The sequence below is a fragment of the Achromobacter sp. FW305-C-30-7 genome (assembly GCF_058783105.1).
Genome location: NZ_JBYSYI010000001.1, coordinates 837,370 through 860,599 on the forward strand (window position 1 = coordinate 837,370; position 23,230 = coordinate 860,599).

Below are 23,230 nucleotides of genomic sequence, written 5' to 3' on the forward strand. Positions count from 1 at the left end.
GTTAGAGCCGCAGCCCTTATCAGTACAGATTCAGAGAAAGCAGAAAAAAGCGGATCAGTTTGGATGGATTCTGGGATCTGCATCCATTATTCATAGGGAAAGCATCTGTGCTGCGGTTGTTTTCCGGTTTGCGAAGTTACAAAAAAAGCAGCACAGAAAAGGCGGGTGCGTCCCCTGATACGCTGATTTGGAGGCGCAGCCCGCCCGATCGGCGCATGGCCTCTACGAGGCGCAGCCCGCCCGATCGGCGCATGGCCTCTACGAGGCGCAGGCGCGCGCCGCTTCGTCGATCAGGCCGGCCACCTCGCCGGCGCGGGACGCGAGCGACGCGTGGCTCGCGTCCAGGGTGATGGTTTTGCGCGGATTCATGCGCGCGGCCATCCGCGTCTGGTTCTCGGGGGCGATCATCCGGTCCTGGCTGGAGATCTGATACCAGGATGGTTTGCTGCGCCATGCGGGGACGGATACCGTTTCGCCGAAGGCGCTGGCCAGTGGTGCCTTTTGCGTGACGGCCATGACCAGCCCTTCGTCGGCGGGCAGGTCCTGGCAGAAGCTCTCGTGGAACTTGTCGGCGCGCAGCCACAGGTAGCCGTCGCTGTCGGGCGCAAGATTGGGCGCGGCCGCCGGCAGGAGTTCCTGCGTGATGCCGCCGGGGCTTTCTCCCGCGTCCGGCGCGAAGGCGGCGATGTAGACCAGGCCGGCCACGTTGGGCTGGTTGCCGGCCTCGGTGATGACCGCGCCGCCATACGAATGGCCCACCAGCAACACGGGGCCCTTCTGCTGCGCGATCATCTTGCGTGTGCGTTCGGCGTCGTCGGCCAGGGACGTCAACGGCATTTCGACGGCATGCAGGTCTTGGTAGCCCTTGCGCGCCAGTTCCAGGATGACGCGGCTCCAGTGGGCGGCGCCGCCCCAGAAACCGTGGACAAGAATGATGCTGGGTTTGCTGCTCATGGTGCGGCTCCTTCCTCGGGATGGAGCAACGATCATGCGCGCGCCACGCCGGCGTCGCTACTGCTTTTGCGTGCCGGCGTGTTACAGCGGGCGAGGTGCGGGCGCGGCGACGGCCGGACGCTGCGCCCGCTGGCTCAGCCACACGCTGGCGACCACGATCGCCATGCCGGCGATCTGCGCGGCGCTCAGCTGCTGGCCCAAGAGGCCCCAGCCCAGCAGCACCGCCGTGATCGGGCTGAGAAAGCCCAGCGAGGACACCACCGCGGGTTCCAGCCGCGCCACGCCGCGGAACCAGAGCACATAGGTCAGCGCCGCGCCGATCAGGCCCAGGTAGGCGATGCCGGCCACGTTCAGGGCAGTCAGCGGCGGCAGAGCGGGCTCCGCGGCGAAAGCCAGCGGCACCAGCAGGATGCCGCCCGCCGTCAGCTGCCAGGACGTGAAAGTGAGCGCCGACACTGGCGGCTGCCAGCGGCGGCTGAGCACCGTGCCCAGGGCCATCGAGGCCGCGCTGATCAGCCCGGCCGCGATGCCCACGGGGTCCAACGCGGCCTTGGGCGTCAGCACCAGCAGCGCCACGCCGCCCAGGCCGCCCAGCGCCGCCAGCACCGACAGGCCGCGCACGGGCGTGCCCAGCAGGCTGCGCGCCAGCAGGATCACCACCAGCGGCTGGATCGCGCCCAGCGTGGCGGCCACGCCGCCCGGCAGGCGGTAGGCCGCCACGAACAGCAGGGCCCAGAAGACGGAGAAGTTCAGCGCGCCCAGGATGAAAGTGCGTAGCCACCAGATGCCGTGGGGCAGTTGGCGCACGGCCAGCAGCAGCAGGAGGCCGGCCGGCAGGGCGCGCAGCATGGCGACCGTCAGCGGGTAGTCCTGCGGCAGCATCAGGGTGGTGACAACATAGGTGCTGCCCCAGATGGCGGGCGCCAGGGCAGTCAACAGCAGATCGGAACCGCGGTTCATGGTCATGCTCCGAAGGGCTCAGGCGAGTTCGAGTACGTCGTTGACGGGGCGGCGCGGCTTCTGCGGCCAATTGCCTTCCTGCGCGTAGCCCATGGCGACCAGCATGACCGGCACTTCTTCCTGGCGCAAGCCGAAGGCTTCGGTCACGCCGGCGGCGTCGAAGCCCGTCATCGGGCTGGCCGCCAGACCCTGGGCCTGTCCCGCCAGCATCAGGGTGGAAGCGCCGAAGGTGGCGCTGCGCACCGCCTCGTCGCGGCGGGTCTGCGGCGAGTCGGTATAGAGGCGGCTGGCGGCGGCTTCCCACGACGGCACCATGGCCGCCGGCATGAAGCCCGCGTCCACCGAGCCTTGCAGGCGCTCGGCCATCCAGGCGGCCTGGGGCAGCACGCCCAGCACGATGAAGGTCACCGCCGCTTCGCTGACCTTGGGTTGGTTCCAGGCCAGCTCGCGCAGGCGGCGCTTGCCGTCCTGGCTGCGCACGGCGATGAAGCGCCAGTTCTGCAGATTGAAGGCGGTGGGGGCGCGGGTGGCCCAGGAGATCAGGGTGTGGATGTTGTCGTCGTCCACGCCGCGGGCGGGATCGAAGAAATTGGCGGAATTGCGTTGTGCGATTGCGTCGGTCAGGGCGTGGTTCATGGCTGCCATCCTTGGGTTTTGCTGAGATTGCCGGCGCCTCACATGCACGCCGATTCCATGAGCACAGACTAATTGAATCGTAGATTGGCGATAATATCCAAATCGATGGCAATATCATTCACTGATGGTGAATAATCAATGGATCATCTGACGGCGTTGAAAGTCTTCAGGCAAGTGGTGGAGCGGGGCGGCTTCGCGGCTGCGTCGCGGCAGATGGGCTTGTCGCCGGCCGCGGTCAGCAAGAACATCGCCGAACTGGAATCCCACCTGGCGGCGCGGCTGCTCAACCGCACCACCCGCCGCATGAGCCTGACCGAAGCCGGCGCGCGCTACTACGAGCAGGTGGCGCGCATCCTGGACGACCTGGGCGAAGCCGAGCAATCGCTGGGGCCGCTGCAGCAGGCGCCGTCGGGCACCTTGCGGGTCAGCGCGCCCATGTCGCTGAGCCTGGTCCGGTTGTCCGCCGCCATGCCGCGCTTCCTGGAACGCTATCCGCAGGTATCGCTGGACCTCAATCTGGAGGACCGCCGCATCGACATCGTCAAGGAAGGCTACGACGTGGCGATCCGCGGCACCGACAGGCTGGAGGATTCCAGCCTGGTGGCGCGCAAGCTGATGACGCTGGACCACGTGCTTTGCGGCGCGCCGGCCTACTTCGAGCGCCACGGCCTCCCGGCCTCGCCCCTGGCGCTGCGCGGCATGGAGCGGGTGCAGTTCACCTTGTCGGGCCACGCGGACGAATGGACCTTCAAGCGCGCGGGCGAGACCGAGCGCGTACCGGTGCGGGGGCGCTACCGGGTGAGTTCGAGCCTGGCGGTGCGCGACGCGTTGCGCGCGGGCTTCGGGGTAAGCCTGGTGCCGCGCATATACGTGCAGCAGGACCTGGACAGCGGCGCGCTGCAGGCGGTACTGCAGGACTGGCAGCCGGACGAGACCTACGTTTATGCGGTGTATCCGTCGCGCCGCCACATGGTGGCCAAGGTGCGCGCCTTCGTCGATTTCCTGCTGGAAGAACTGGGCGCGCCGCGGGAATGAGCCGCGGCGGCCCGGCGCCGCATCAATACATGTGCTGGCCGCCGTTCATGGCGACATTGCTGCCTGTCATGAATCCGGCGGCGTCGCTGCAGATGAAGGCGACCAGCGCGCCGATCTCTTCCGGACGGCCCAGCCGGCCCAGCGGGATCTGCGGCAGGATCTTCTCCTTCAATACCTCTTCGGGCACCGCCTCGACCATGCGCGTCGCCAGGTAGCCGGGCGAAACGGTGTTCACGGTCACGCCCTTCCTGGCCAGTTCCAGCGCCAGGGATTTGGTGAAGCCGTGAATGCCGGCCTTGGAGGCCGCGTAGTTGGTCTGGCCGAACGAACCCTTGCTGCCGTTGACGGACGAGATGTTGACGATGCGGCCCCAACCGCGGTCGGCCATGGCGCCGCACAGCGGCTGCGTCATGTTGAACATCGAATCCAGGTTGCCGCGCAGGACCTCCGTCCAGTTGTCGTAGCTCATCTTGCGCAGGCTGGCATCGCGGGTGAGGCCGGCGTTGTTGATCAGGATGTCGATCTGGTGGCCGTCTTCCTCCAGGCGCCGCGCCAGCGCCTGGCATGAGTCATGGTCGGCCACGTCCACCTTGTACATGGCGTAGCGGCGACCCTGGGCCGCTTCCGCGTCGATCCAGGCCCGCGCTGCGCTTTCGCTGGAGTGATAGGTGATGATGACCTTGTGGCCGGCTGCATGCAGGGCCTGCGCGATGGCCTGCCCCAGGCAGCCGGCCCCGCCGGTGACGAGCGCTGTGCGTTCAGCCGTCATGGTGGGCTCCCGGCTTGCTCGCGTCGCGCATGGCCGAGCATGCGGACGCCATCTGGTTGGACAGGGTCGTCCAGATCTGGGCCATGGGCGTGGCATCCAGGCCCATGGCGCCGCCGCTGGCCTGCTTCAGCCAACCCGTCATGGCTTCGCTGATGCCCGAGGCCAGGGTGGCCTGTTCTTCCAGCAGCGCGTGGGTGATGGCCTGACTGGCTTCAAGCTGGCTTTGCCATTGCTTGCGGGTGATCTCGCCCAGCGCGGGAGCGATCTCCTGCCAGTTGCCGGACTGCTGCAGCGGCGCCAGCGTGGCGAGATATTGTTCGGCATTGCCGCCGGCCAGGCGGCGGCCTAGTTCCAGCCAGCGCTGCTGGCTTTCCTGCGCAAGTTGGGCCATGCGCTGGCAGTAGGCGGCATTGGCGCTGGCGAGGCCCTGAGGCATGGAGGCAGTTGTCTTCTTCATCATCCGTCCTTTTAAGAGAGTGGTAAGGGGTAACGAATACACAGGCCTCACGCCATCTGGCTGAGGGTCTTGCGAAAGCGTGTCAGCGAGAACGCGAACAGCACCGAGCCGATCAGCGCCAACGCCAGGAAGGGTTGCCACACGACGCTCAAGCCCGCGCCGCGGTAGAGAATGGCCTGGCCGAGTTCCACGAAGTGGGTGGTGGGGGCGGCCAGCATGATGTCCTGCACGAACTGCGGCATGCTTTCGCGCGGCGTGGTGCCGCCCGACAGCATTTGCAGGGGCAGCAGCACTAGTACCAGAAGCATGCCGAACTGCGGCATGCTGCGCGCAAGCGTGGCCATGAATATGCCCATTGAGGTCGTCGCGAACAGGTGCAGCGCCGCCCCGACCAGGAACAGCGCCACCGATCCTTCGATCGGCACTTGCAGCAAGCCGCGTACCACGAACGTCAACGATAGCCCAGCGGACGCCAAAACCACCAGCCCCATCGACCAGACCTTGGCGACCATGATTTCGGTCGGCGTCACCGGCATGACCAGCAGATGCTCGATGGTGCCGTGTTCGCGCTCGCGGATCAGCGCCGCGCCGGTCAGGATGATGGACAGCATGGTGACGTTGTTGATGATTTCCATCAGCGCGCCGAACCAGGCCTGGGTCAAATTGGGGTTGAAGCGCATGCGCACGGCCAGCTCCACCGGCAGTTCGGTGGGTGCGCGGTAGCGTTTGACGAATTCATTGATCTCGTCGTTGATGATCTGCTGGATGTAGCTGCTGCCCGTGAACGCCTGGCTCATGCGGGTCGCATCCACGTTCAACTGGATTTCCGCGGGCCTGCCGGCCAGCACGTCGCGCTGGAAGTTCGGCGGGATGTTGACCGAGAACGTGTAGCGTCCCGCGTCCATGCCGGCATCGGCCTCGGCCGAGGTCGTCACTTCAGGCGGTGTGAAGTGGGGCGGATAGAAGGCCGAGGTGATGCGCGCGGACAGGGGCGAGACGTCCTCGTCCACCACGGCGATGGGGGCGTTGTGCAGGGTTTCCGGCACGGCCGTGGCCGCCGTGTAGATCATCAGCGTGAACGACACGAGGATCAGGACCAGCATCATCGGGTCGCGCGCCAGGCTCCACAGTTCCTTCACGCCCAGGCGGTAGATATTGGCCAGGTGCCGCATCTCAGGTCTCCTGTTTCTTCAGCAGCAGCGCCGAGGCGCCCAGGATGACGGGAATGGCGATCAGCAGCGGCCAGAACGAGCCTTGCAGGTTGGAAAAATCCAGGGCCTTGCTGAAGACGCCGCGGCTGATGGTCAGCATGTGGGTGGCGGGGTAGATCTGCCCGATCAGGCGGCCCGCGCCTTCCAGCGACGACACCGGGTTGAGCAGGCCGGCGAACTGCACCGCGGGTACCAGCGTGCCTATCATGGTGAAGAACAGCGCCGCGATCTGGCTGCGCGTGAAGGTGGAGGCCAAGAGGCCGATGGCAGTGGCCACCACGTTGTAGATCAGGGCGGCCACCAGCAGCGTCAGGAAGCTGCCGGTGATCGGCACCCCGAACAGCGTCACCGCCAGCAACGTCATCAAGAGGAAATTCAGCATGGCCAGCGCCACGTAGGGCGCCTGTTTGCCCAGCAGGAATTCCAGCCGCGTGACGGGCGTGACGTACAGATTGATGATGGAGCCCAGTTCCTTTTCACGCACCACCGCCAGCGCGGTCAGCATCGCCGGCATCATCAGGAGCAGCAGCGGGATCACCGCGGGCACCATGGCGGGCAGGCTGCGCACGTCCGGGTTGTAGCGGAAGCGCGTTTCCACGCTGACCGGCAGGGTTGCGTCCGCGCCCAGGCGTTCGCGCGCCTGCTGCATCAGCCAGCCCTGGTGCATGCCCAGCACGTAACCGCGTATGGTTTCGGCGCGCTGCGGCATGGCGCCGTCGATCCAGACGCCGATCTGCGCGCCGTTGCCGCGTTCCGCGTCGCGGGCGAAGCCTTGCGGTATCTCGATGGCCAGCGACAATTCGCCGCTGCGCATGCGTGCGTCCATCTCCTCGTAGCTGGTGATGGGCGGGTGCTCGATGAAGTAGCGCGAGCCCGCAAGATTCAGGCTGTAGTTGTGGCTCAGGCCGGTCTGGTCGCGGTCCATGACCGCGTAGCGCAGGTCCTCCACGTCCATGCTGATGCCGAATCCCATCACGAACATCAGCAGCAGCGACCCGGCCAGGGCCAGCGTGGCGCGCACCGGGTCGCGGCGCAGCTCCAGCGATTCGCGCCACATGTAGCTCAGCATGCGCTGCAGGCTGAAGCCGCGGTGTTCCGGCGCCTCGGCGGGCGCGGGTTCCATGGCTGGCGCGGCTGCGTCGGGCGAGTCTTCCGGCTGGGTGCCGGCGCCCGCATCGATCAAGTAGGCGATGAACGCTTCTTCTAGCGTCTTGGCGCCGCGCATCCGCGTGATCTCGTCCGGCGATGCGCTCACCAGCACCTTGCCCGCATGCATCAGCGACATGCGGTCGCAGCGCTGCGCCTCGTTCATGAAGTGGGTGGAAATGAAAATGGTGACCTGATCGTGGCGCGCCAGCGCGATCAGCAGCCGCCAGAAATTGTCGCGCGCGACCGGGTCTACGCCCGAGGTCGGCTCGTCCAGGATCAGCAGTTCGGGCTTGTGCACCATGGCCACGGCCAGCGACAACCGCTGGCGCACGCCCATGGGCAGGTTCTCGGGCAGGGTGTCCAGCGCCTCGCCCAGGTCGAAACGCTGCGCCATCTCGTCCACGCGCGCCGGGATTTCGGACTCCGGCACGTGGAACAGGCGCGCATGCAGCACCAGGTTCTGCTTTACGGTCAGTTCCCCATACAGCGAGAACGCCTGCGACATATAGCCCACGCGGCGGCGCGTATCGATGTTGCGGGGATCGACCTCGGCGCCGAACAGCCAGGCCTGGCCCTCGCTGGCGGGCAGCAGGCCCGTCAGCATTTTCATGGTGGTGGACTTGCCGCAGCCGTTGGAGCCCAGGAAGCCGAAGATCTCGCCCTTGCGGATACGGAAGTTGACGTGATCCACCGCGACGAAGTCGCCAAAGCGCATGGTCAGGTCGCGCGCCTCGATGGCGATCTCGGCGTCGTCGTCGATGGCCAGCGGCATGATCTCCACCGGCTTGTGGCCGCGGCGCTTTTCTTCCGGCAGCAGCGCAATGAAAGCGGCTTCCAGCGAATCCGCGCCGGTGCGTTGTTGCAGTTCGGCGGGCGTGCCCGTGGCCAGCACCCGGCCTTCGTCCATGGCGATCAGCCAGTCGAAGCGTTGCGCCTCGTCCATGTAGGCCGTGGCCACGATCACGCTCATGCCGCTGCGTTCGCGGCGGATCTGGTTGATCAGGTCCCAGAACTGCGCGCGCGCCAGCGGGTCCACGCCGGTGGTGGGTTCGTCCAGGATCAGCAGGTCGGGATCATGGATAAGGGCGCAGCACAGGCCCAGCTTCTGCTTCATGCCGCCGGAAAGCTTGCCGGCGGGACGCGACAGGAAGGCCGACATGCCGGTGCTGCGGGTCAGGCTGTCGATGCGCCGGCGGCGCTCGGCCTCGTCATGGCCGAACAGGCGGCCGAAGAACTGCAGGTTCTCTTCGACCGACAGCGTGGGGTAGAGGTTCTTGCCCAGGCCCTGCGGCATGTAGGCGATGCGCGGGCAGACGGCGTCGCGGTGGCGGCGGCTGGCCATGTCGCCGTCCAGCACGTCCACGCGGCCTTCCTGCACGGCGCGCGAACCGGCGATCAAGGCCAGCAGGCTGGACTTGCCCACGCCGTCCGGACCGATCAGGCCCACCATGCGGCCAGCGGGGATGTCCAGCGTGATGCCATCCAGCGCCACCGTCTTGCCGTAGCGCAGGCTGACGCCGGACAGCGTCACCACGGGGGCGGTGTCCGGGGAGTCCATCAGGGCACCTTGACTTCAAGGTTGGCGGGCCATTGCGCATCGGCGTCGAGCTTCAGCCAGGCCACGCCCGGCAGGCCGGTTTTGACCTGCTTCAGGTGGCGCTGCAGCAGCTCGGGGCTGATCTGGGCCTTGACGCGGAACATCAGCTTCTGCCGTTCGCTGGCGGTCTCCACCGTCTTGGGCGTGAACTGCGCGGTGCTGGCCACGAAAGACACCTGGGCGGGAATGACGTACTGCGGCGCGGCGTCGAGGACGATGCGCACGTCCTGGCCCAACGCCACGCGGCCGGCCGCCTGCTCGGGCAGGAAGAACGTCATGTAGACGTCGGACAGGTCCACCATGTTCAGCACCTTCCCCCCTGCGCCCAGCACTTCGCCGGGCTGTGCCACGCGGTATTGCACGCGGCCGTCGCGCGGCGCGCGCAGCTCGCTGTCGGCGATGTCGGCCTCGATGCGGGCGATGGTGGCCAGCGCGGCGGTGACGGCCGATTGCGCGCCGATCTCGGCGGCGCGCGCGGCGTCGATGGCGGCTTGCGCGGCCTTGACCTGCGCGCGGGCGGCATGCACCGAGGCTTGCGCGCTGCGCACGCGGGCGCGGTCGTCGTCCAGCTCCTGGATGGACGAGGCGCCTTCCTTGGACAGCGTCTCGGAGCGCGCCAGGCGGCGGCGCGCGGCGTCCAGCTCGCTTTCGCGCTGCACCACCACGGCCTCGGCGGCCAGCTTGTCGCTTTCGCGCTGCGCCACTTGCGCGCTGGCGCTGGCCGCGCCGTTGACGGCCTGCTGGTGCTGGGCGCGGGCTTCCTCGCGCTGCGCCTGCAAGGTGTCGATCTGCATGCGCGCCAGCGGCTGTCCAGCGGTGACGAAGTCGCCCTCGACCGCCAGCACCTCCTGCACGCGGCCGGCCAGCTTGGCGGCCACGTCGATTTCGGTGGCTTCGATGCGGCCATTGCCGCTGATGAAGCCCTCGCCCGGGCCGCTGTCGGACAACAGCCGCCAGCCGTAGTAGCCGCCAGCGGCGACCGCCAGCGCGATCAGGACAGGGACCAGTTTTTTTGTAGGCAGGCGCATTTGGGATCCTTGGTTCTTGGTTTATCGGGGGCTGGCGTCTGGCGCGGGGGCGGCTGCGGTCTGGGGTGCGGCGGGCGCTTGTGTGCCTCCGCCCAGCGCCGCATATAGCCGGACCCGGCTGGACAGCAGCGCACGGCGTGTCTGCGCGAGCTTCTGCTGGGCCGCCAACAGGTCGCGCTGCGCGTCCAGCACCTCCAAATAGGGCGAGGCGCCATGGTCGTAGCGCAGCTGCGCCAGGCGGGCGCGCTCGCTCTGCGCCGCCACGGTGGCGCGCAGCACGTCGACCTGCTCGGCCAGCCAGTAACGGGCGGACAGTGCGTCGGACACGTCCTTGAAGGCGGTCTGTATGGTTTGCTCGTAGGCGGCCACGGCCTGGTCGCGGCGCGCTTCGGTCAGGTCCAGGTTGGAAGAACGGCGGCCGGCGTCGAAGATCGGCAGGCTGATGCTGGGCGCGAAATTCCAGGCGCGGCTGCCGCCCGAGAACAGGCCGTCCAGCTCGCTGCTGGCGGTGCCGAAGGCGCCGGTCAAGGTGATGGTGGGCAGGAAGGCAGCGCGGGCCGCGCCGATGTTGGCGTTGGCGGCCTTGAGCTGGTGCTCGGCGGCGACGATGTCGGGGCGGTTGACCAGCAGGTCCGAGGGCAGGCCGGCCGGCAGTGCGCGCATGACGGAATCATCGTCCAGGTGTGTAGGCAACCTGGGCAGGTTCAGGGGCGCGCCCACCAGCAATTCCAGCGCATTGGCTTGAGCAGCGCGGGTCTGTTCCAGGTCCGCGCCCAGCGCCTTGGCCTGCTGCCATAGCGTCTCGACCTGGGTCAGGTCCAGCTTGGAGATCGCACCTTCTTCGAAACGGCGGCGGAAGATGCGCAGCGACTCTTCGCGCGAAGCGATGGTCTCGCGCGTCAGCGCCAGGCGTTCATCCAGTTCGCGCAGGGACAGGTAGCTGTCCGCCACTTCCGCGATCAGGCTCAGCGTGGCGGCCCGCGCGGCGGCGTCGGAGGCCAGGTAGTTCTGTAATGCGGCGTCCTTCAGGCTGCGCACGCGGCCCCAGAAGTCCAGTTCCCAGCTGGCCATGCCCAGGCCCACCTGATATTGGCTGGAAACCAGCGGCTGCCCCGTCAGGTTCAGGTCGCCCGGCACGCGGGCGCGGGACCCGTCCGCCTGCACGCCTATGGTGGGGAACTGGTCGGCGCGCTGTATGCCATACAGCGCGCGCGCTTCTTCCACGCGCAGCAGGGCGCGGCGCAGATCGCGGTTGTTGGCCAGGGCGCTGGATATCAGCGTTTGCAGCGCCGGGTCCGGGAAATAAGTGCGCCAGCCGATCTCGGCCGCCGCGGCGGCGCTGGCTGCGGTCGCTTCGGAACCCGGGGCCGTATAGGCGGCGGGCACGGGCAGGGCGGGGCGGTTGTAATCGGGCGCCATGGAAACGCAGCCGCTGGCCAGCAGCGTCAGCAAGGCTGCGGGAACGAAGCGCGCGGCGATCGTGGCCGGAAACGGGCGGCGTGTCATGCGGGGTCTCTCCAGCGCGTGGGCCGGGCGCGTCCCTGGGCAGGCAGGCTTGTGGCGCCGCCTTCGGGGCGGACCCGGCACCGGGTTCATGCTTGCAGCTATTGTGCAGTGCGGCGGCTGCGCATTCCTTGATCAGGATCAAAGTAACGACTGACTGGTCGGTTTTTAATGAACCGCACATGCACAGGGAGCAGAGAGATGGTCATGCAGCGCCGTCGTCTTCCTCCGGCGGTGCGGGTCGGGCAGATCCTCGACGCCGCGCTCCAGGAGTTTTCACAGGCGGGCTATGCCGGCGCCAGGATGGACGACATCGCGCTGCGGGCGGGCCTGTCCAAGGGCGGGCTTTATGCGCATTTCGACAGCAAGGAAGCCGTCTTCGAGGCCTTGCTGGCGCGTCACCTCAGCCCCTCGCGGCTCGACGTGGCCGCGGTGGTGGACGGCGCCGAGTCGCCGCGCCATCTGGCCGAACGCATCGTCAATCATCTCTACGTCAGCCTGGGCAATCCGGCCATGATCAGCACCATGCGGCTGCTGTTGGCCGAAAGCGGCCGCGTGCCGCACCTGGCCGCGCGTTGGCGGCAGGAGACCGCGGAGGCTCACCAGACCGACATCGCGCGGCTGCTGGAGCGCGCGCGGGCCCGCGGCCTGTGCGCGGATTGCGTGGCGCTCGAGCATCCCTGGCTGCTGTTGTCGCCCATCGTGCACACCCTGGTCATGTCCGTGCTGATGGGGCCAGGCGAGCGCATCGACCTGCCCGAGCGGCGCCAGGCGCATGTGGCGCTGATCTGCGAACTTCTGCGGCAGGGATCGGCATGATGGACGGGCGCGGAGTTTCTTGACGCTGCGCCCCGCTTGGTGTCCTATCCAGACTGGTCGCGCGGCGGCCATGCACGACCTATCCGGCGAGGTGACATGGCGACATCGGGCGTGAAAAGCGACACCCCATCCTGGCGTTATCTGCCGGTGGCCCTGGCATTGATTCTGCCCATCCTGGCCTGCGTCGGCTGGACCTGGCTGCTGGCCCACAGTGCGCAGCGGCTCGAAGGCGAAACTGCGGCGCGCATCGTGCGCGCCCAGGCCGAGAGCATCCTCGCGCAGTCCCAGGACATGCTGGGGCGGGTGACGGAGCTTGCGGGCAAGCCCTGCGCCGAGGTGTTGCCGGTGCTGCAGCGCTGGGGCACCTTGAACCCGTACTTCCGTTCCCTGGTCCTGGTCCGCGACAAGCGCGTGTATTGCTCATCGGCCGTGGGAGCGGTGGACGCATCGCTCGATGATTTCAGCAAATGGAAGGTCGACGTGTCGGCGCCGCAATGGCAGACGTCCGTGGCCGGCACGCCGCTGGCGCCCGACCGTCCGGCGATTCTGTTGGGCAAGTCCGGCGCGGACGGCGCCAGCAGCGGCATCGTGGTGGTGGACGGCCGCTACGCGCAGGACCTGGTGAATGCGGTCGCGACTATGGACGACCTGCAATTGGAACTGGTCGTCGGCAAACATGGCGCGCCGATCCGCAGCGACTCCTGGGGCGGCGCGGCGGCGCGCGCGGTGCCGTTGCGCGAGGAGGACGCGCGCGAGGACAGCGCGGCCGGCCTGAGGGTCAGCGTGCTGGCTCCGCCCGAAACCCTGGTGCGCGCATGGTCGCGCTCGATGGCGACGTACCTGCCGGTGGCGCTGCTGCTCGGGCTGGGACTGGCGTTGGGCACGCACCGCCTGCAAGCCAGCAGGCGGTCGTTCAAGGAGCAGTTGCGCCGCGCCATGCGGGCCAACGAGTTCCAGGTGCATTACCAGCCGGTCTATGGCCAGGCCACTGGCCGCTGCGAGGGCGTGGAGGCGCTGATGCGCTGGGAACGGCCGGGCATCGGGCCGGTGCGTCCGGACGTCTTCATCGCCGAGGCCGAGGCCGAGGGCATGATCATCCCCCTGACCCAGCACCTGCTCAAGTTGATCGAACGCGACATGGGCACGTGGCCCACGCCGCCGGACTTCCACATCGGCGTGAACATCGCGGCCGAGCACCTGTCGAGCGCGGAACTGTTGCCTGACGTCCAGGCTTTCGTGGACCAGGTCGCGGCGCGGCATCCGCTGGTGGTGCTGGAGATCACCGAACGCAGCCTGATCGCGGACAACGGCCAGGCCCGGCGCAATATCGACGCCCTGCGCGCGCAGGGCGTGCGTGTGGCGATCGACGACTTCGGCACTGGCCACTGTTCGCTGTCTTATCTGCAGAAGTTTCCGGTCGATTACCTGAAAGTCGACCAGGGCTTCGTGCAGGCCATCGGACCCGCGGGCGAAGAGGCGCCGGTGCTGGACGCCATCATCACGCTGGCGCATCGCCTGGGGCTTTCGGTGGTGGCGGAGGGCGTGGAAACGCCATATCAGTTCGACTACCTGAAGGCGCGCGGCGTGGCGTTCATCCAGGGCTATCTGTTTGCGCGGCCCATGCCGTCGGCCGAGTTGGTGCGCTGGTATGCCGGGCACGAACAGCCCGCCGCCGCCTAGTCCTCAGGCGGTCTTGCCGTTCGGGGCGGCCTTGGCGAAGAACAGGTCGGTGATGCTCTGGCTGTCCATGGGTTCGCCGTTGATGGCGCGGGTCAGCAGCTCGGCGCCCAGCAGTTGCACGGAGAACACCAGGTCGGGATTGACCCGCCGGATCTTCTCCAGGTGCTTGCTGGTGTTGACGAGCGCCACTGTCTTGGCGCCGCTCTCGCCGCATGCTTCCTTCGCGGCCAGCACGATGAACGCGTTCTCGGCATCGTCGTCGCGCAGCGCCAGCACGTAGCGCGCGCGCGTCACGCCCGCATTGTGCAGCACGTCCACGCTGGAAGGATCGCCTTCGATCAGGTCCGTGGCCGCCGGGTATTCCTGCGGCACGCCGGGAGGCACGATGACGGTGACTTCGTCGCCGCGGCGCCGCAGGCCGTCGTAGACGCTCATGGCGATGGGCGTCGCGCCGGCGATGATGATGTGATTTTTGCGCATGGCGGTGGAGAACCTGCCTTTGACCAGCCGTTTCAGATTGCCGCCGATCACCGGCCCGGCGATCGCGCTGATGGAGGTGGCGAAGATGGTGATGCCCAGGATGATAATCGACGCGGTGAACAGCCGCGCGGTGCCGCTGTGCGGGGTGATGTCGCCGTAGCCCACGGTGGACATGGACACGATGGAAAAATAGAGCGCGGTGGTGGCGTCCGTGATGGGCGGGTTGAATTCGTTGCCCAGGTAGAGCGTGCCGAAGACCGCGTAGATCAGCAGCGACAGCATGCTGACCAGGGCGAACAGCGAACCCGCCGTGACGCTGGCCCGGTCGAAGCGGCGCCAGTAGGCCACCAGTGCGATGACGAGCACCAGCGTATAGATCCCCAGGCCGGCGCGGCCGCCGTCGCCCATGATGGCGAAGGTGCCGACGCCAATCAGCAGTACCAGCGAAAACGCCCAGGCGATGCGGGCCTTGAGGATCAGCCCCAACGCAATGATCTGCAGCCCCACCCCCAGCACCAAACGCGGTATCTCCAGCAGGCCGACCACGCGCATGACCTCATGCCAGTTGTCGATGGCGAGCCAGAAACCGTATTCGCGTGCACGCACCTCGCGCAGCACGGGATGCATGAAGGCATAGCCGTCCAGCGCCACCAGGATGGCCAGGCACCAATTGGGCGGAAACAGCGCCAACAGTTTGCGCAGGCGGTGCTTGAGGGGAACGGGCAGTGTGGGCATGGGGTTTGGCGGGAACGGGTCCAGGTCCTTTGCCGGCATTGTAGGGGGCATGCCGCCCTATATCAGATATGTATGGAAGGCTATCAACAAAGAATTACTGGAAACCTGTCCGAGGTCCTAAACTTCGTGCATCAAACGGCTATCCGCGAGGAACGCCGCTGATAAGGGCGGGACGCCCGCTGTTTTACGCAGCGGAAGAATCGCCTGGCGTTGATCACGTTGCAGCTTGTGCCGGGACTAGAGACCCGGTCCAGGTTCACGGTCTGACCGTACGTGAGCAGTATGAGGCACGAATGTTGGAATCGCGTGATCCAGGTAGTAGGCATCAGTGCCGGCTGATGACTCCAGGTTCACGTGTTGTTTTAGCGCGGCGTCTTAACCTTTCGAGGCAGCGCCGCGTTTTTTTCGCCCAGGCCCCTTGCGGGCCAGGCTTCAAGTCGACGCGTTCGCGTCAGCCGTTTCGCGGCGCCAGTCATCCTGGGCCTCCAGCCGGCTCTCTTCCCCCATAACCCGAAAATCCAGGTCCAGCGTGATATCCGCTGCGAACATGTAGCCCCAGCCATGCACGGCGCGGATCGGCAGCGTCATCTGGTTGGCCGTCGCCTTGCGCCGCAAGCGGCTGATCATGACGTCGACGAAGCGGCGCCGCGTGATGCCGTTGTCCGCCTCGTCCGCGCCGTCCGCGTAGAAAGCGTCGCGGCTGACCTTGCGGTCAGGGGCGTTCACCAGTCGTGACAGGAAGTCGCGCTCGCCGGTCGTCAGCCCCAGGGTCCGGCCCGCGGGGCTGATCAGGGTCCAGCCCTTGTTCGCAAGGCGCCAGGTCTCGTGCATGGGCTCGTCCGGCCCGTGTCCATCGGACGCCGTATCCGCGCCGTCCAGGCCGACCGCGCGGCGCACCAGCGCCTGCAGCGCCGCCGCCAGTTCCAGGCCCGACACGTCCGGCGGCAGGCAGGCGTCCGCGCCGCAGAGCAGCGTGCGGATGCGGCTTTCGGCGTCGGCGAAAGTGGCGATGGCGACGATGCCCAGGCCGCGGTCGATCGCGCGCAGCCGCACCGCGGCATTGTGGATGTCGGGCAGCGGCGCTTTCAGCACCACCAGCGGGCAGGGGCGGCGGGAGTATCTGTCGTAGACGTCGGCCAGGTCGTGGCAGCGACGGACGTTGAAACCCAGGTGGGCAAGGGCTTCGATGAGTCCGGCATGCCTGGCATCGTCGTGGCCCAGAAAGATGACATCCAGCGTGTTGTTCATTGATGCTTCCAATGAGGAAACGGGGCATGGCGGCTGTGCCTGATGCCTAGGCCTGGCGCTGCGAGTCATGCCCGTCTCCCTGTGCTGCGCGCCGGGGCGCGAGAGCGCCGGGCGGTGTTGTTCGGATGGGCGCGAGGCCGGGGGGATTGCCCCTGGTTTCGTGCTTTCGCCGATGGCCGCCCATGCTTCGATGCTGCTTGGAAGTCACGCCCGTGTTTCATTTAAACACGGGCGTGTTTTTTTGTGAAGATACGTATCTGTAGTTTCTGACAGTAACAGAAAGCGCGGGCGCAGCGCTATGGAAACGCTGGAAATTGTGGTCGGGTTCGGGAATTCGGTGTTAACTCATTATGTATCGCCGATACATTATTTTCCATTTTGAATACTCTAACCGCCATAAACTCGCGCAAGTTTTTCTTGGCGAGGCGCCGCCGTGCAGATCGCAGCCGCTGCGCGGAGATACCGGTGCGGCGGGGCAAGCCGATGATAGATATGATTTTTTTAGGGCGCATGGGCCCTTTGCAAAGCGTCTGGCGCGTGCGCCGGCAGATGGTTGGCGCGATTTACGGATTAGCCCCGCAATTGGGGTTTAATCCGTTTGTTTGGCGCCAGTGCCGGGATGTTTTAATCAAATAAATAAATTCTTATTAATGTCTCGGGTTGATCGAGTGGACACGTTTAGCCATCGTCTGCGCAACGCAAGAATGCTTCAGGGATGGACTCAAAAGGACTTGGCGGCCGCGAGCAACCTGTCGCAAAGCGCTATCGGCAACTACGAAAGCGGGCAGCGCCGGCGGCCGTCGAGCGATGCCCTGATCAAGCTGACCCGCGCGCTGTGCGTCCATCCCATGTGGCTCAGCACCGGCGAAGGGCCGATGTCGAATCCCGATGCCGGCGCCAGCCAGGCAGACGCGGAGCGCGTGGCGCTGCCCGCCGCCTGGCCGTTCGAAACCATCTCCTATGCCACCTATGCGCGCCTGAGTTCGCAGGAAAAGCGGCAGATCGAACAGGTGCTGGCCGCCTACATCAAGGCACGCGGCGAATAGACCCGAGGGGCTGCGCGGGCGCGCTGGCAGGACGCCGCCGGGAGCCGGCCGCGGGCGCCAACGCATCGTCGTCGGTGCGCAGGCGGCTGCGCAGGCGTTCCACGGGATCCGCAATCACGCTGTTGAGCAGGGCCGAGAATGCAATGGTGCTCGTGATCACCAGGGCCGAGAACAGCAGCGGCTGATCCAGGTGCGCTTCTTCAAGCATCCACTTGAAGAACATGATCACCAGCGAATGGCAGATGTAGATCGGGTAGCTCAGCTCGCCTATCGCCTTGTCCAGCCTGTGGCGCGACTGGAACAGGAAGGCCAGCGGCAACAGCGCCACGAACAGCAGCACGGCCAGGCCATCGCGCACGTTGTGGTTCATGGCGATCGAGAAGTGCAGCACACAGTAGGCCGCCAGCACGGCCGTGCCGATCTCGGGCAGGCGCTTGACGCGCTGCGTCCAAGCCTTGTAGCGCGGCAACAGCACCTGGTGCGACAGCGAACCGAGCAGGAACAGCGCCAGTTCCGTCGGAAAGAAGCGGTAGGTCCAGGGGTCGCTCAAGCCTATGCCGGTGGCGATAAGCACGCCGCGCAGCGCCAATGATGCAGCCAGCAAGGCCAGCAGCCGCCGCGGCGAATGCAGGATGAAGGGAGCGACCAGATAGAAGCTCATCTCCACGCCCAGCGTCCAGGCCTGCGGCACCAGCAAGCCTTCATAGAGCGGCACTTCGCTATGCGCGAAGCTGCCGGTGAACGCCAGCGCGGAATGCTCGATGCCGAAGAACATGAGCCAGTCCTGGCCCATGATGAAAATGTTGGAGAGCACCAGGAATAGCTCGGCACTGAAAGGCAGGGCATCGTAGATGCGGAAGAATGCGCCGCCGCTCATCACGTGCGCCGTAAGCGTCAACGCGGCGACCGCAAGATAGATCGGGAACAGGCGCAGAAAGCGGTTTGCATAGAACTTGCCCACCGCGCCTTGATAGTTATCGGTGGCGGTGAGCACATAGGAAATCAGAAAGCCCGAAATGACGTAGAACAGCTGTACCGCGAGGCGGCCGCCTACCAGGTGATCGGTGGCGCCTGCGCCCAAATGGTCCAGCACCACTGACAATGCCAACAAGGTTCTCAAAAAGCCCATCGCCGTGTCTCCCCGGATTGATCTTATTTTTGGCTCCCTTGAGGAGCCGGACACCTGCGCCTGCGGTCGTTGCGATCGGCGTCCGTACCCTTGCGTGCCGGCCTGGCCCGGATGGCGATCTGTACTGATTCTGCGCGTCGACATGCGCCGCCGCCATGGGGCGTTCGATGCAGCAAGGCCATGCAATTGGAGCGTGGCGCCAGCTCGCCGTGCTGCTTTTGGATACCGCTTATGGGCTGAGGACGCGCGTGCTAGGCCACAAGGCCGGTTACAGTCGGGGTATGTGAAATTGATGGAGTTCCGTACATGCCTAAGCTCTTGTCCACGCGCTGCCGCTTGCTTGGCCCGGCCCTGCTGGCCGCGGCCCTGGCCGGCTGCGCAGGAACGACCGGAGGCGCGCGCCCGCAAGGCGCCGCCGCGGCCAATGCCGCCAGCAGCGCGGATTCGCTGGCCCAGACCAGTTGGGAACTGGTGCGCTGGACGCAGGCGGGTGGCGCGCTGCGCGACATTCCGCACGGCGACAACGGCGAACCCGTGCGCCTGACGTTCCTGGCGCAGGGCAAGCAATACCGCGTCAACGGTTTTGCCGGCTGCAACCGCTACATGGGCACGTACAAGCTCGAAGGCGGCAAGCTCTACATCGATGCCCCGGCCGCCACGCGCATGGCCTGCCCCGCGCCTGAACGCGCCCGCCTGGAGGCGGACTATCTGCGCGGCCTGAGCGCCATTGACACGTTCACGTTGGACAACGGCGGGGCGCCGCGGCATCTGACCTTCAACCTGCGCGGCGGCGACGTGCTGGAATTCGTGCGCCGGCAAGATCCGCCCACGCCCTGACGTGGCCGGCGCAGCGCGTATCAAAGAGTGTTAAGCCGTGAAAAGCGGTGCCGGAGCCAGCCTACAATGGCGTGGTCCGGCCCGCCGCCACGCGCGGGCCTGGCATTCCTCGTTTTTCCGGGAGACTCTCATGCCCTTTGCCGCGTCCCTGCGCTGGCTTGCGCCTTGCCTGTTGTCCATTGGACTGGCCGCCTGCTCTTCACCGCCCCAGCGCGCCGCGGATGGACAGGATCCCCGCTTCCAGCCGGCCTCCGCCTTCGACATGCTGGCGCAGACCAGTTGGGACCTGGCGCGCTGGACCTTGCCGGGCGGCGGCTTGCGGCAGATCCCGCATCCGTCTTCCAATTCGCGTCCGCTCACGGCCAGCTTCATCCATGACCAGGGCTCGCCGCGTATCTCCGGTTTTTCCGGCTGCAACCAGTACAACGGTTCCTATACCGTCGCCAACGGTCTTCTGATCGTGCAGGGACGTCCGGTGTCGACCATGATGGCCTGCGCGCCGCAGAATATGAAACTGGAGCAGGACTTCCTGGCCGCGCTGACCAGCATCACCGCCACGTCGGTGGACAACGCCAATAATCCGCAGCGCATGACCTGGGTGCTCAGTTCGGGCGACAGGCTGGACTTCGGGCGTCGCACCGATCCCATCGCGGGCGGTCAGCAGGGGCCGACCAAACTGGTCTACGTGAACTCGGAACGGGTGCCCTGCACCGCTGGCGCGGGCCGCGCCATGTGCTACCAGGTGCGCGACGGCGCGGGCCAGCCCTGGCAGCTCTGGTACGGTGAAATCACGGGTTTCAACTTCCAGCCTGGCGTGCGCTACCGCTTGCGCGTGGTCGAGGTCCGCAACCCGAATCCGCCGGCCGACGCGTCGACGCTGAACTGGGTGCTGGACGCCGTGGTCGAGCAGGAAATCGTCAATCGTTGAGCGGGATCAAGTGGGGCGGCGGGCGGGGAAAACCGCCCAGCGTTTACTATTACGCCTTTCGCCGCCCGCTTTTTTCCGCTTTTCCATGACTGCCGTCGTCAATATCGCCGCTTACAAATTCGTTTCGCTGGATGCCCTGCCGGCGTTGCGCGCCCGCCTTCTGGATGAGGCCGGCGTGGCCGGGCTCAAGGGCACCATCCTGTTGGCCGAAGAGGGCATCAATCTGTTCCTGGCGGGGGCGGCGGACGGCATCGACGCCTTCCTGCGCACGCTGCGCGCCGATCCGCGCTTTGCCGATCTGGAAGTGAAGTTCAGCCACAGCGACACCGTGCCGTTCCGCAAGCTGCTGGTGAAGATCAAACGCGAGATCATTCGCATGGACCACCCGGCGATTCGCCCCGAGGCAGGCCGCGCGCCCGGCGTGGACGCGCGCACGCTGGCGCGCTGGCTGGAAGCCGGCGTGGACGACGCCGGACGGCCCGTGGTCATGCTGGACACGCGCAACGCCTTCGAGGTCGATGAAGGCACCTTCAAGAATGCCATCGACTGGCGCATCGAGCGCTTTACGCAGTTTCCCGCGGCGGTGCAGGCGCACCGGGCGGAATTCGAGGGCAAGACGGTGGTCAGCTTCTGCACCGGCGGAATCCGCTGCGAGAAGGCCGCCATCTACATGAACGAAGTCGGCATTCAGAACGTCTACCAGCTAGACGGCGGCATCCTCAAGTACTTCGAGGAAACCGGCGGCCCGGGCTATGACGGCAAGTGCTTCGTCTTCGACGAGCGCATTTCGCTGGATCCGGCGCTGGCGCCCAGCAAAGCGTAAACGCAGAACTCCAATGACAAAGAGCCCGCATCAGCGGGCTCTTTGCATTCAGCGCGGCGTTGCGGGTTCAGCGCACGCGCATGCCGGGCTTGGCGCCGGGGAACGGCTCCAGCACGTAGATGCCGGCGTCCACCGATTCATCCGCGTGGCTGGCGGCCAGCACCATGCCTTCGGACACGCCGAACTTCATCTTGCGCGGGGCCAGGTTGGCCACCAGCACGGTCAGCTTGCCGATCAGGTCTTCGGGCTTGTAGGCCGACTTGATGCCCGAGAACACGTTGCGGTGGCGGCCTTCGCCGGCATCCAGGGTCAGGCGCAGCAGCTTGGTCGAGCCTTCCACGTGTTCGCAGTTGACGATCTGCGCGATGCGCAGGTCGACGCGGGCGAAGTCGTCGATCGAGATGGTCTCGGCGATGGGCTCGCCGCCGGGCACCACCACGGGGGCGGCGGGCGGCTCGAACAGGTCTTCCAGCATTTGCGGTTCGACGCGCTGCATCAGGTGCTTGAACGGCGCCACGCGCTGCGGCAGCACGGCGGCGTCGGCCCAGGTGAACGGCGCCTGCGCGCCGAACAGTTCCAGGGCCACGCGTTCAGCCAGCTCGGGCAGCACCGGCGCCAGCATCACGGACAGCGCCTTGAAGCCCGCCAGCGAGCGCGAGCAGATGTCCTGCAGGGCGGCCTTCTGCGCGTCATCGGCCGTGGCGATGCCCTTGGCCAGGACCCAGGGCTGAGCCGTATCGAACGCCTGGTTGAGACGATCGGCGTAGGCCATGATTTCGCGGATGGCGCGGTTGTATTCGCGGGCTTCCAACGCGGCGCGGATGGACTCCGCCTGTTCGGCGTACTCCGCGGCCAGCGCCGAGGTGTCGCCCGAATAGCCGAGGACTCCATCGAAATGCTTGGTGATGAAGCTGGCGGCGCGGCTGGCGATGTTGACGTACTTGCCGATCAGGTCGCTGTTGACGCGGGCGATGAAGTCCTCGGGGTTGAAGTCCATGTCTTCGACCCGTGCGTTCAGCTTGGCGGCGATGTAGTAGCGCATCCATTCGGCGTTCATGCCGAGTTCCAGGTAGCGCAGCGGCGAAATGCCGGTGCCGCGGCTCTTGGACATCTTCTCGCCGCTGACGGTGATGAAGCCGTGTACGTTCACGGCATCCGGCGTCTTGCGGCCGGCGAACTTCAGCATCGCGGGCCAGAACAGCGCGTGGAAATACACGATGTCCTTGCCGATGAAATGGACCTGCTCGGTGGGGCCGGCCGGATCGAGCAGCTTGTCGAAGTCCAGGCCCTTGACCGCGCAATATGACTTCAGCGAGGCCAGGTAGCCCACGGGCGCGTCCAGCCAGACGTAGAAGTACTTGCCCGGCGCGTCCGGGATCTCGATGCCGAAATAGGGCGCGTCGCGGGAAATGTCCCAGTCGCCCAGTTTGGCCTCGCCATCGTCCGAGCCCAGCCACTCGCGCGTCTTGGCCAGCATTTCAGGCTGCAGGTGCTTGCCGCCGGCGGCGTTGGAGCCGGTGGTCCACTGCTGCAGGAATTCCACGCAGCGCGGATCGGACAGTTTGAAGAAGAAGTGGTCCGAGGACTTCAGCACCGGCGTGGCGCCGGTCAGCGCCGAATACGGGTTGATCAGTTCGGTGGGCGCGTAGACCGCGCCGCAGACCTCGCAGGAATCGCCATACTGGTCCTTGGCGTGGCACTTGGGGCATTCGCCCTTGATGTAACGGTCGGCCAGGAACATGCCCTTGACCGGATCGTAGAACTGCTCGATGGAGCGGGTTTCAATCAGGTCCTGGGCCTTCAACGCGCGATAGATGTCTTGCGACAGGGCGACGTTTTCGGCCGAATCGGTGGAATGCCAGTGGTCGAAGCGGATGTGAAAGCCGTTCAGGTACTGCGGGCGCTCGGCGGCGTAGCGTGCCACCAGGGCCTGCGGCGTGATGCCTTCCTTTTCCGCCTTCAGCATGATGGGCGCGCCGTGCGCGTCATCCGCACCCACGAAGTGCACCGTGTGGCCCGCCATTCGCATCGAACGAACCCAGATATCGGCCTGGATGTACTCCATGATGTGGCCGATGTGGAAAGATCCGTTGGCGTAGGGCAGCGCAGTGGTGACAAAAAGGGTGCGAGACATGGTTGTCTTTGGAGGTTGAGGGAAAAAGGGGGTAGGCCGGCCATTTTAGGGCAAGCGCGGGGACTTGCCCGG

20 protein-coding genes are annotated in these 23,230 nt (G+C 66.3%); 7 read left to right on the forward strand and 13 right to left on the reverse strand.

Annotation, left to right across the window (positions count from 1 at the left end):
* Positions 1-258: 258 nt before the first annotated feature.
* The 3 genes from AC3WOB_RS03925 to AC3WOB_RS03935 form a co-directional block, all read right to left on the reverse strand.
* Entirely contained in the window at positions 259-954 is a 696-nt protein-coding gene (locus AC3WOB_RS03925; RefSeq protein WP_492274256.1) for an alpha/beta hydrolase, read from the reverse strand.
* An 81-nt stretch (positions 955-1,035) separates the two neighbouring features.
* Positions 1,036-1,914 carry an EamA family transporter gene (locus tag AC3WOB_RS03930; RefSeq protein WP_492274257.1) on the reverse strand — a complete coding sequence of 293 codons (879 nt, stop codon included), beginning with the start codon at positions 1,912-1,914 and terminating at the stop codon, positions 1,036-1,038.
* A gap of 18 nt (positions 1,915-1,932) precedes the next feature.
* Positions 1,933-2,550: a nitroreductase family protein gene (locus tag AC3WOB_RS03935; RefSeq protein ID WP_013396265.1), complete on the reverse strand. Its 618-nt coding sequence runs from the start codon at positions 2,548-2,550 to the stop codon at positions 1,933-1,935.
* A 138-nt stretch (positions 2,551-2,688) separates the two neighbouring features.
* On the opposite strand from AC3WOB_RS03935, the gene AC3WOB_RS03940 reads away from it, so the two are divergent.
* Positions 2,689-3,585 carry a LysR family transcriptional regulator gene (locus AC3WOB_RS03940; protein WP_013396264.1) on the forward strand — a complete coding sequence of 299 codons (897 nt, stop codon included), beginning with the start codon at positions 2,689-2,691 and terminating at the stop codon, positions 3,583-3,585.
* A gap of 22 nt (positions 3,586-3,607) precedes the next feature.
* On the opposite strand, the gene phbB is transcribed toward AC3WOB_RS03940, so the two are convergent.
* Genes phbB through AC3WOB_RS03970 form a run of 6 tightly spaced genes read right to left on the reverse strand, consistent with a single transcriptional unit; the run spans position 3,608 to position 11,302 of the window.
* On the reverse strand, positions 3,608-4,354 hold the full coding sequence (gene phbB / locus AC3WOB_RS03945; protein ID WP_492274258.1) for an acetoacetyl-CoA reductase: 747 nt from the start codon (positions 4,352-4,354) through the stop codon (positions 3,608-3,610).
* Complete coding sequence (locus tag AC3WOB_RS03950) at positions 4,344-4,811, reverse strand: hypothetical protein (RefSeq protein WP_013396262.1); 468 nt, start codon at positions 4,809-4,811, stop codon at positions 4,344-4,346. Before AC3WOB_RS03950 ends, phbB begins: the two co-directional genes overlap by 11 nt.
* Before the next feature lie 47 nt (positions 4,812-4,858).
* Positions 4,859-5,983: an ABC transporter permease gene (locus AC3WOB_RS03955; protein ID WP_492274259.1), complete on the reverse strand. Its 1,125-nt coding sequence runs from the start codon at positions 5,981-5,983 to the stop codon at positions 4,859-4,861.
* Position 5,984: 1 nt separating this feature from the next.
* Positions 5,985-8,729: a ribosome-associated ATPase/putative transporter RbbA gene (gene rbbA, locus AC3WOB_RS03960; protein ID WP_492274260.1), complete on the reverse strand. Its 2,745-nt coding sequence runs from the start codon at positions 8,727-8,729 to the stop codon at positions 5,985-5,987.
* Positions 8,729-9,796, reverse strand: coding sequence for an HlyD family secretion protein (locus AC3WOB_RS03965; RefSeq protein ID WP_013396259.1), 1,068 nt, complete (start codon positions 9,794-9,796; stop codon positions 8,729-8,731). The genes rbbA and AC3WOB_RS03965 overlap by 1 nt, the downstream gene beginning before the upstream one ends.
* A gap of 21 nt (positions 9,797-9,817) precedes the next feature.
* Positions 9,818-11,302 carry an efflux transporter outer membrane subunit gene (locus AC3WOB_RS03970; protein WP_492274261.1) on the reverse strand — a complete coding sequence of 495 codons (1,485 nt, stop codon included), beginning with the start codon at positions 11,300-11,302 and terminating at the stop codon, positions 9,818-9,820.
* Between the two features lie 198 nt (positions 11,303-11,500).
* On the opposite strand from AC3WOB_RS03970, the gene AC3WOB_RS03975 reads away from it, so the two are divergent.
* Both AC3WOB_RS03975 and AC3WOB_RS03980 read left to right on the forward strand, forming a co-directional pair.
* Positions 11,501-12,118 carry a TetR/AcrR family transcriptional regulator gene (locus AC3WOB_RS03975; protein WP_013396257.1) on the forward strand — a complete coding sequence of 206 codons (618 nt, stop codon included), beginning with the start codon at positions 11,501-11,503 and terminating at the stop codon, positions 12,116-12,118.
* A 96-nt stretch (positions 12,119-12,214) separates the two neighbouring features.
* Positions 12,215-13,798, forward strand: a complete 1,584-nt coding sequence (locus AC3WOB_RS03980; RefSeq protein ID WP_492274262.1) for an EAL domain-containing protein — start codon at positions 12,215-12,217, stop codon at positions 13,796-13,798.
* A gap of 3 nt (positions 13,799-13,801) precedes the next feature.
* Here AC3WOB_RS03980 and kch read toward each other — a convergent pair whose 3' ends face one another.
* Together kch and AC3WOB_RS03990 are read right to left on the reverse strand one after the other, a co-directional pair.
* Positions 13,802-15,013: a voltage-gated potassium channel protein gene (gene kch / locus AC3WOB_RS03985; RefSeq protein WP_041654366.1), complete on the reverse strand. Its 1,212-nt coding sequence runs from the start codon at positions 15,011-15,013 to the stop codon at positions 13,802-13,804.
* A gap of 432 nt (positions 15,014-15,445) precedes the next feature.
* Positions 15,446-16,261 carry a winged helix-turn-helix domain-containing protein gene (locus AC3WOB_RS03990; RefSeq protein ID WP_492274263.1) on the reverse strand — a complete coding sequence of 272 codons (816 nt, stop codon included), beginning with the start codon at positions 16,259-16,261 and terminating at the stop codon, positions 15,446-15,448.
* 650 nt (positions 16,262-16,911) lie between these two features.
* On the opposite strand from AC3WOB_RS03990, the gene AC3WOB_RS03995 reads away from it, so the two are divergent.
* Positions 16,912-17,307: a helix-turn-helix domain-containing protein gene (locus AC3WOB_RS03995; RefSeq protein WP_080551105.1), complete on the forward strand. Its 396-nt coding sequence runs from the start codon at positions 16,912-16,914 to the stop codon at positions 17,305-17,307.
* Here the strand turns inward: AC3WOB_RS03995 and AC3WOB_RS04000 are convergent.
* Positions 17,288-18,418, reverse strand: a complete 1,131-nt coding sequence (locus tag AC3WOB_RS04000) for an acyltransferase family protein (protein ID WP_492274264.1) — start codon at positions 18,416-18,418, stop codon at positions 17,288-17,290. The two genes, AC3WOB_RS03995 and AC3WOB_RS04000, sit on opposite strands and share 20 nt — an antisense overlap.
* A gap of 324 nt (positions 18,419-18,742) precedes the next feature.
* Between AC3WOB_RS04000 and AC3WOB_RS04005 the strand changes: the two genes are divergently transcribed.
* From AC3WOB_RS04005 to AC3WOB_RS04015, 3 genes are all read left to right on the forward strand, one after another.
* Complete coding sequence (locus AC3WOB_RS04005; RefSeq protein ID WP_013396251.1) at positions 18,743-19,273, forward strand: META domain-containing protein; 531 nt, start codon at positions 18,743-18,745, stop codon at positions 19,271-19,273.
* A gap of 130 nt (positions 19,274-19,403) precedes the next feature.
* On the forward strand, positions 19,404-20,201 hold the full coding sequence (locus AC3WOB_RS04010) for an META and DUF4377 domain-containing protein (protein ID WP_492274265.1): 798 nt from the start codon (positions 19,404-19,406) through the stop codon (positions 20,199-20,201).
* Positions 20,202-20,286: 85 nt separating this feature from the next.
* Positions 20,287-21,024 carry a sulfurtransferase gene (locus tag AC3WOB_RS04015; protein WP_013396249.1) on the forward strand — a complete coding sequence of 246 codons (738 nt, stop codon included), beginning with the start codon at positions 20,287-20,289 and terminating at the stop codon, positions 21,022-21,024.
* A 67-nt stretch (positions 21,025-21,091) separates the two neighbouring features.
* Here the strand turns inward: AC3WOB_RS04015 and metG are convergent, their stop codons facing one another.
* On the reverse strand, positions 21,092-23,158 hold the full coding sequence (metG, locus tag AC3WOB_RS04020; RefSeq protein ID WP_492274266.1) for a methionine--tRNA ligase: 2,067 nt from the start codon (positions 23,156-23,158) through the stop codon (positions 21,092-21,094).
* Positions 23,159-23,230 lie beyond the last annotated feature (72 nt).

Bases quoted from the DNA above. Each gene is read 5' to 3' on its own strand.
- AC3WOB_RS03925 (WP_492274256.1), bottom strand. From the start codon at position 954: ATGAGCAGCAAACCCAGCATCATTCTTGTCCACGGTTTCTGGGGCGGC.
- AC3WOB_RS03930 (WP_492274257.1), bottom strand. From the start codon at position 1,914: ATGAACCGCGGTTCCGATCTGCTGTTGACTGCCCTGGCGCCCGCCATC.
- AC3WOB_RS03935 (WP_013396265.1), bottom strand. From the start codon at position 2,550: ATGAACCACGCCCTGACCGACGCAATCGCACAACGCAATTCCGCCAAT.
- AC3WOB_RS03940 (WP_013396264.1), top strand. From the start codon at position 2,689: ATGGATCATCTGACGGCGTTGAAAGTCTTCAGGCAAGTGGTGGAGCGG.
- phbB (WP_492274258.1), bottom strand. From the start codon at position 4,354: ATGACGGCTGAACGCACAGCGCTCGTCACCGGCGGGGCCGGCTGCCTG.
- AC3WOB_RS03950 (WP_013396262.1), bottom strand. From the start codon at position 4,811: ATGAAGAAGACAACTGCCTCCATGCCTCAGGGCCTCGCCAGCGCCAAT.
- AC3WOB_RS03955 (WP_492274259.1), bottom strand. From the start codon at position 5,983: ATGCGGCACCTGGCCAATATCTACCGCCTGGGCGTGAAGGAACTGTGG.
- rbbA (WP_492274260.1), bottom strand. From the start codon at position 8,729: ATGGACTCCCCGGACACCGCCCCCGTGGTGACGCTGTCCGGCGTCAGC.
- AC3WOB_RS03965 (WP_013396259.1), bottom strand. From the start codon at position 9,796: ATGCGCCTGCCTACAAAAAAACTGGTCCCTGTCCTGATCGCGCTGGCG.
- AC3WOB_RS03970 (WP_492274261.1), bottom strand. From the start codon at position 11,302: ATGACACGCCGCCCGTTTCCGGCCACGATCGCCGCGCGCTTCGTTCCC.
- AC3WOB_RS03975 (WP_013396257.1), top strand. From the start codon at position 11,501: ATGGTCATGCAGCGCCGTCGTCTTCCTCCGGCGGTGCGGGTCGGGCAG.
- AC3WOB_RS03980 (WP_492274262.1), top strand. From the start codon at position 12,215: ATGGCGACATCGGGCGTGAAAAGCGACACCCCATCCTGGCGTTATCTG.
- kch (WP_041654366.1), bottom strand. From the start codon at position 15,013: ATGCCCACACTGCCCGTTCCCCTCAAGCACCGCCTGCGCAAACTGTTG.
- AC3WOB_RS03990 (WP_492274263.1), bottom strand. From the start codon at position 16,261: ATGAACAACACGCTGGATGTCATCTTTCTGGGCCACGACGATGCCAGG.
- AC3WOB_RS03995 (WP_080551105.1), top strand. From the start codon at position 16,912: ATGTCTCGGGTTGATCGAGTGGACACGTTTAGCCATCGTCTGCGCAAC.
- AC3WOB_RS04005 (WP_013396251.1), top strand. From the start codon at position 18,743: ATGCCTAAGCTCTTGTCCACGCGCTGCCGCTTGCTTGGCCCGGCCCTG.
- AC3WOB_RS04010 (WP_492274265.1), top strand. From the start codon at position 19,404: ATGCCCTTTGCCGCGTCCCTGCGCTGGCTTGCGCCTTGCCTGTTGTCC.
- AC3WOB_RS04015 (WP_013396249.1), top strand. From the start codon at position 20,287: ATGACTGCCGTCGTCAATATCGCCGCTTACAAATTCGTTTCGCTGGAT.
- metG (WP_492274266.1), bottom strand. From the start codon at position 23,158: ATGTCTCGCACCCTTTTTGTCACCACTGCGCTGCCCTACGCCAACGGA.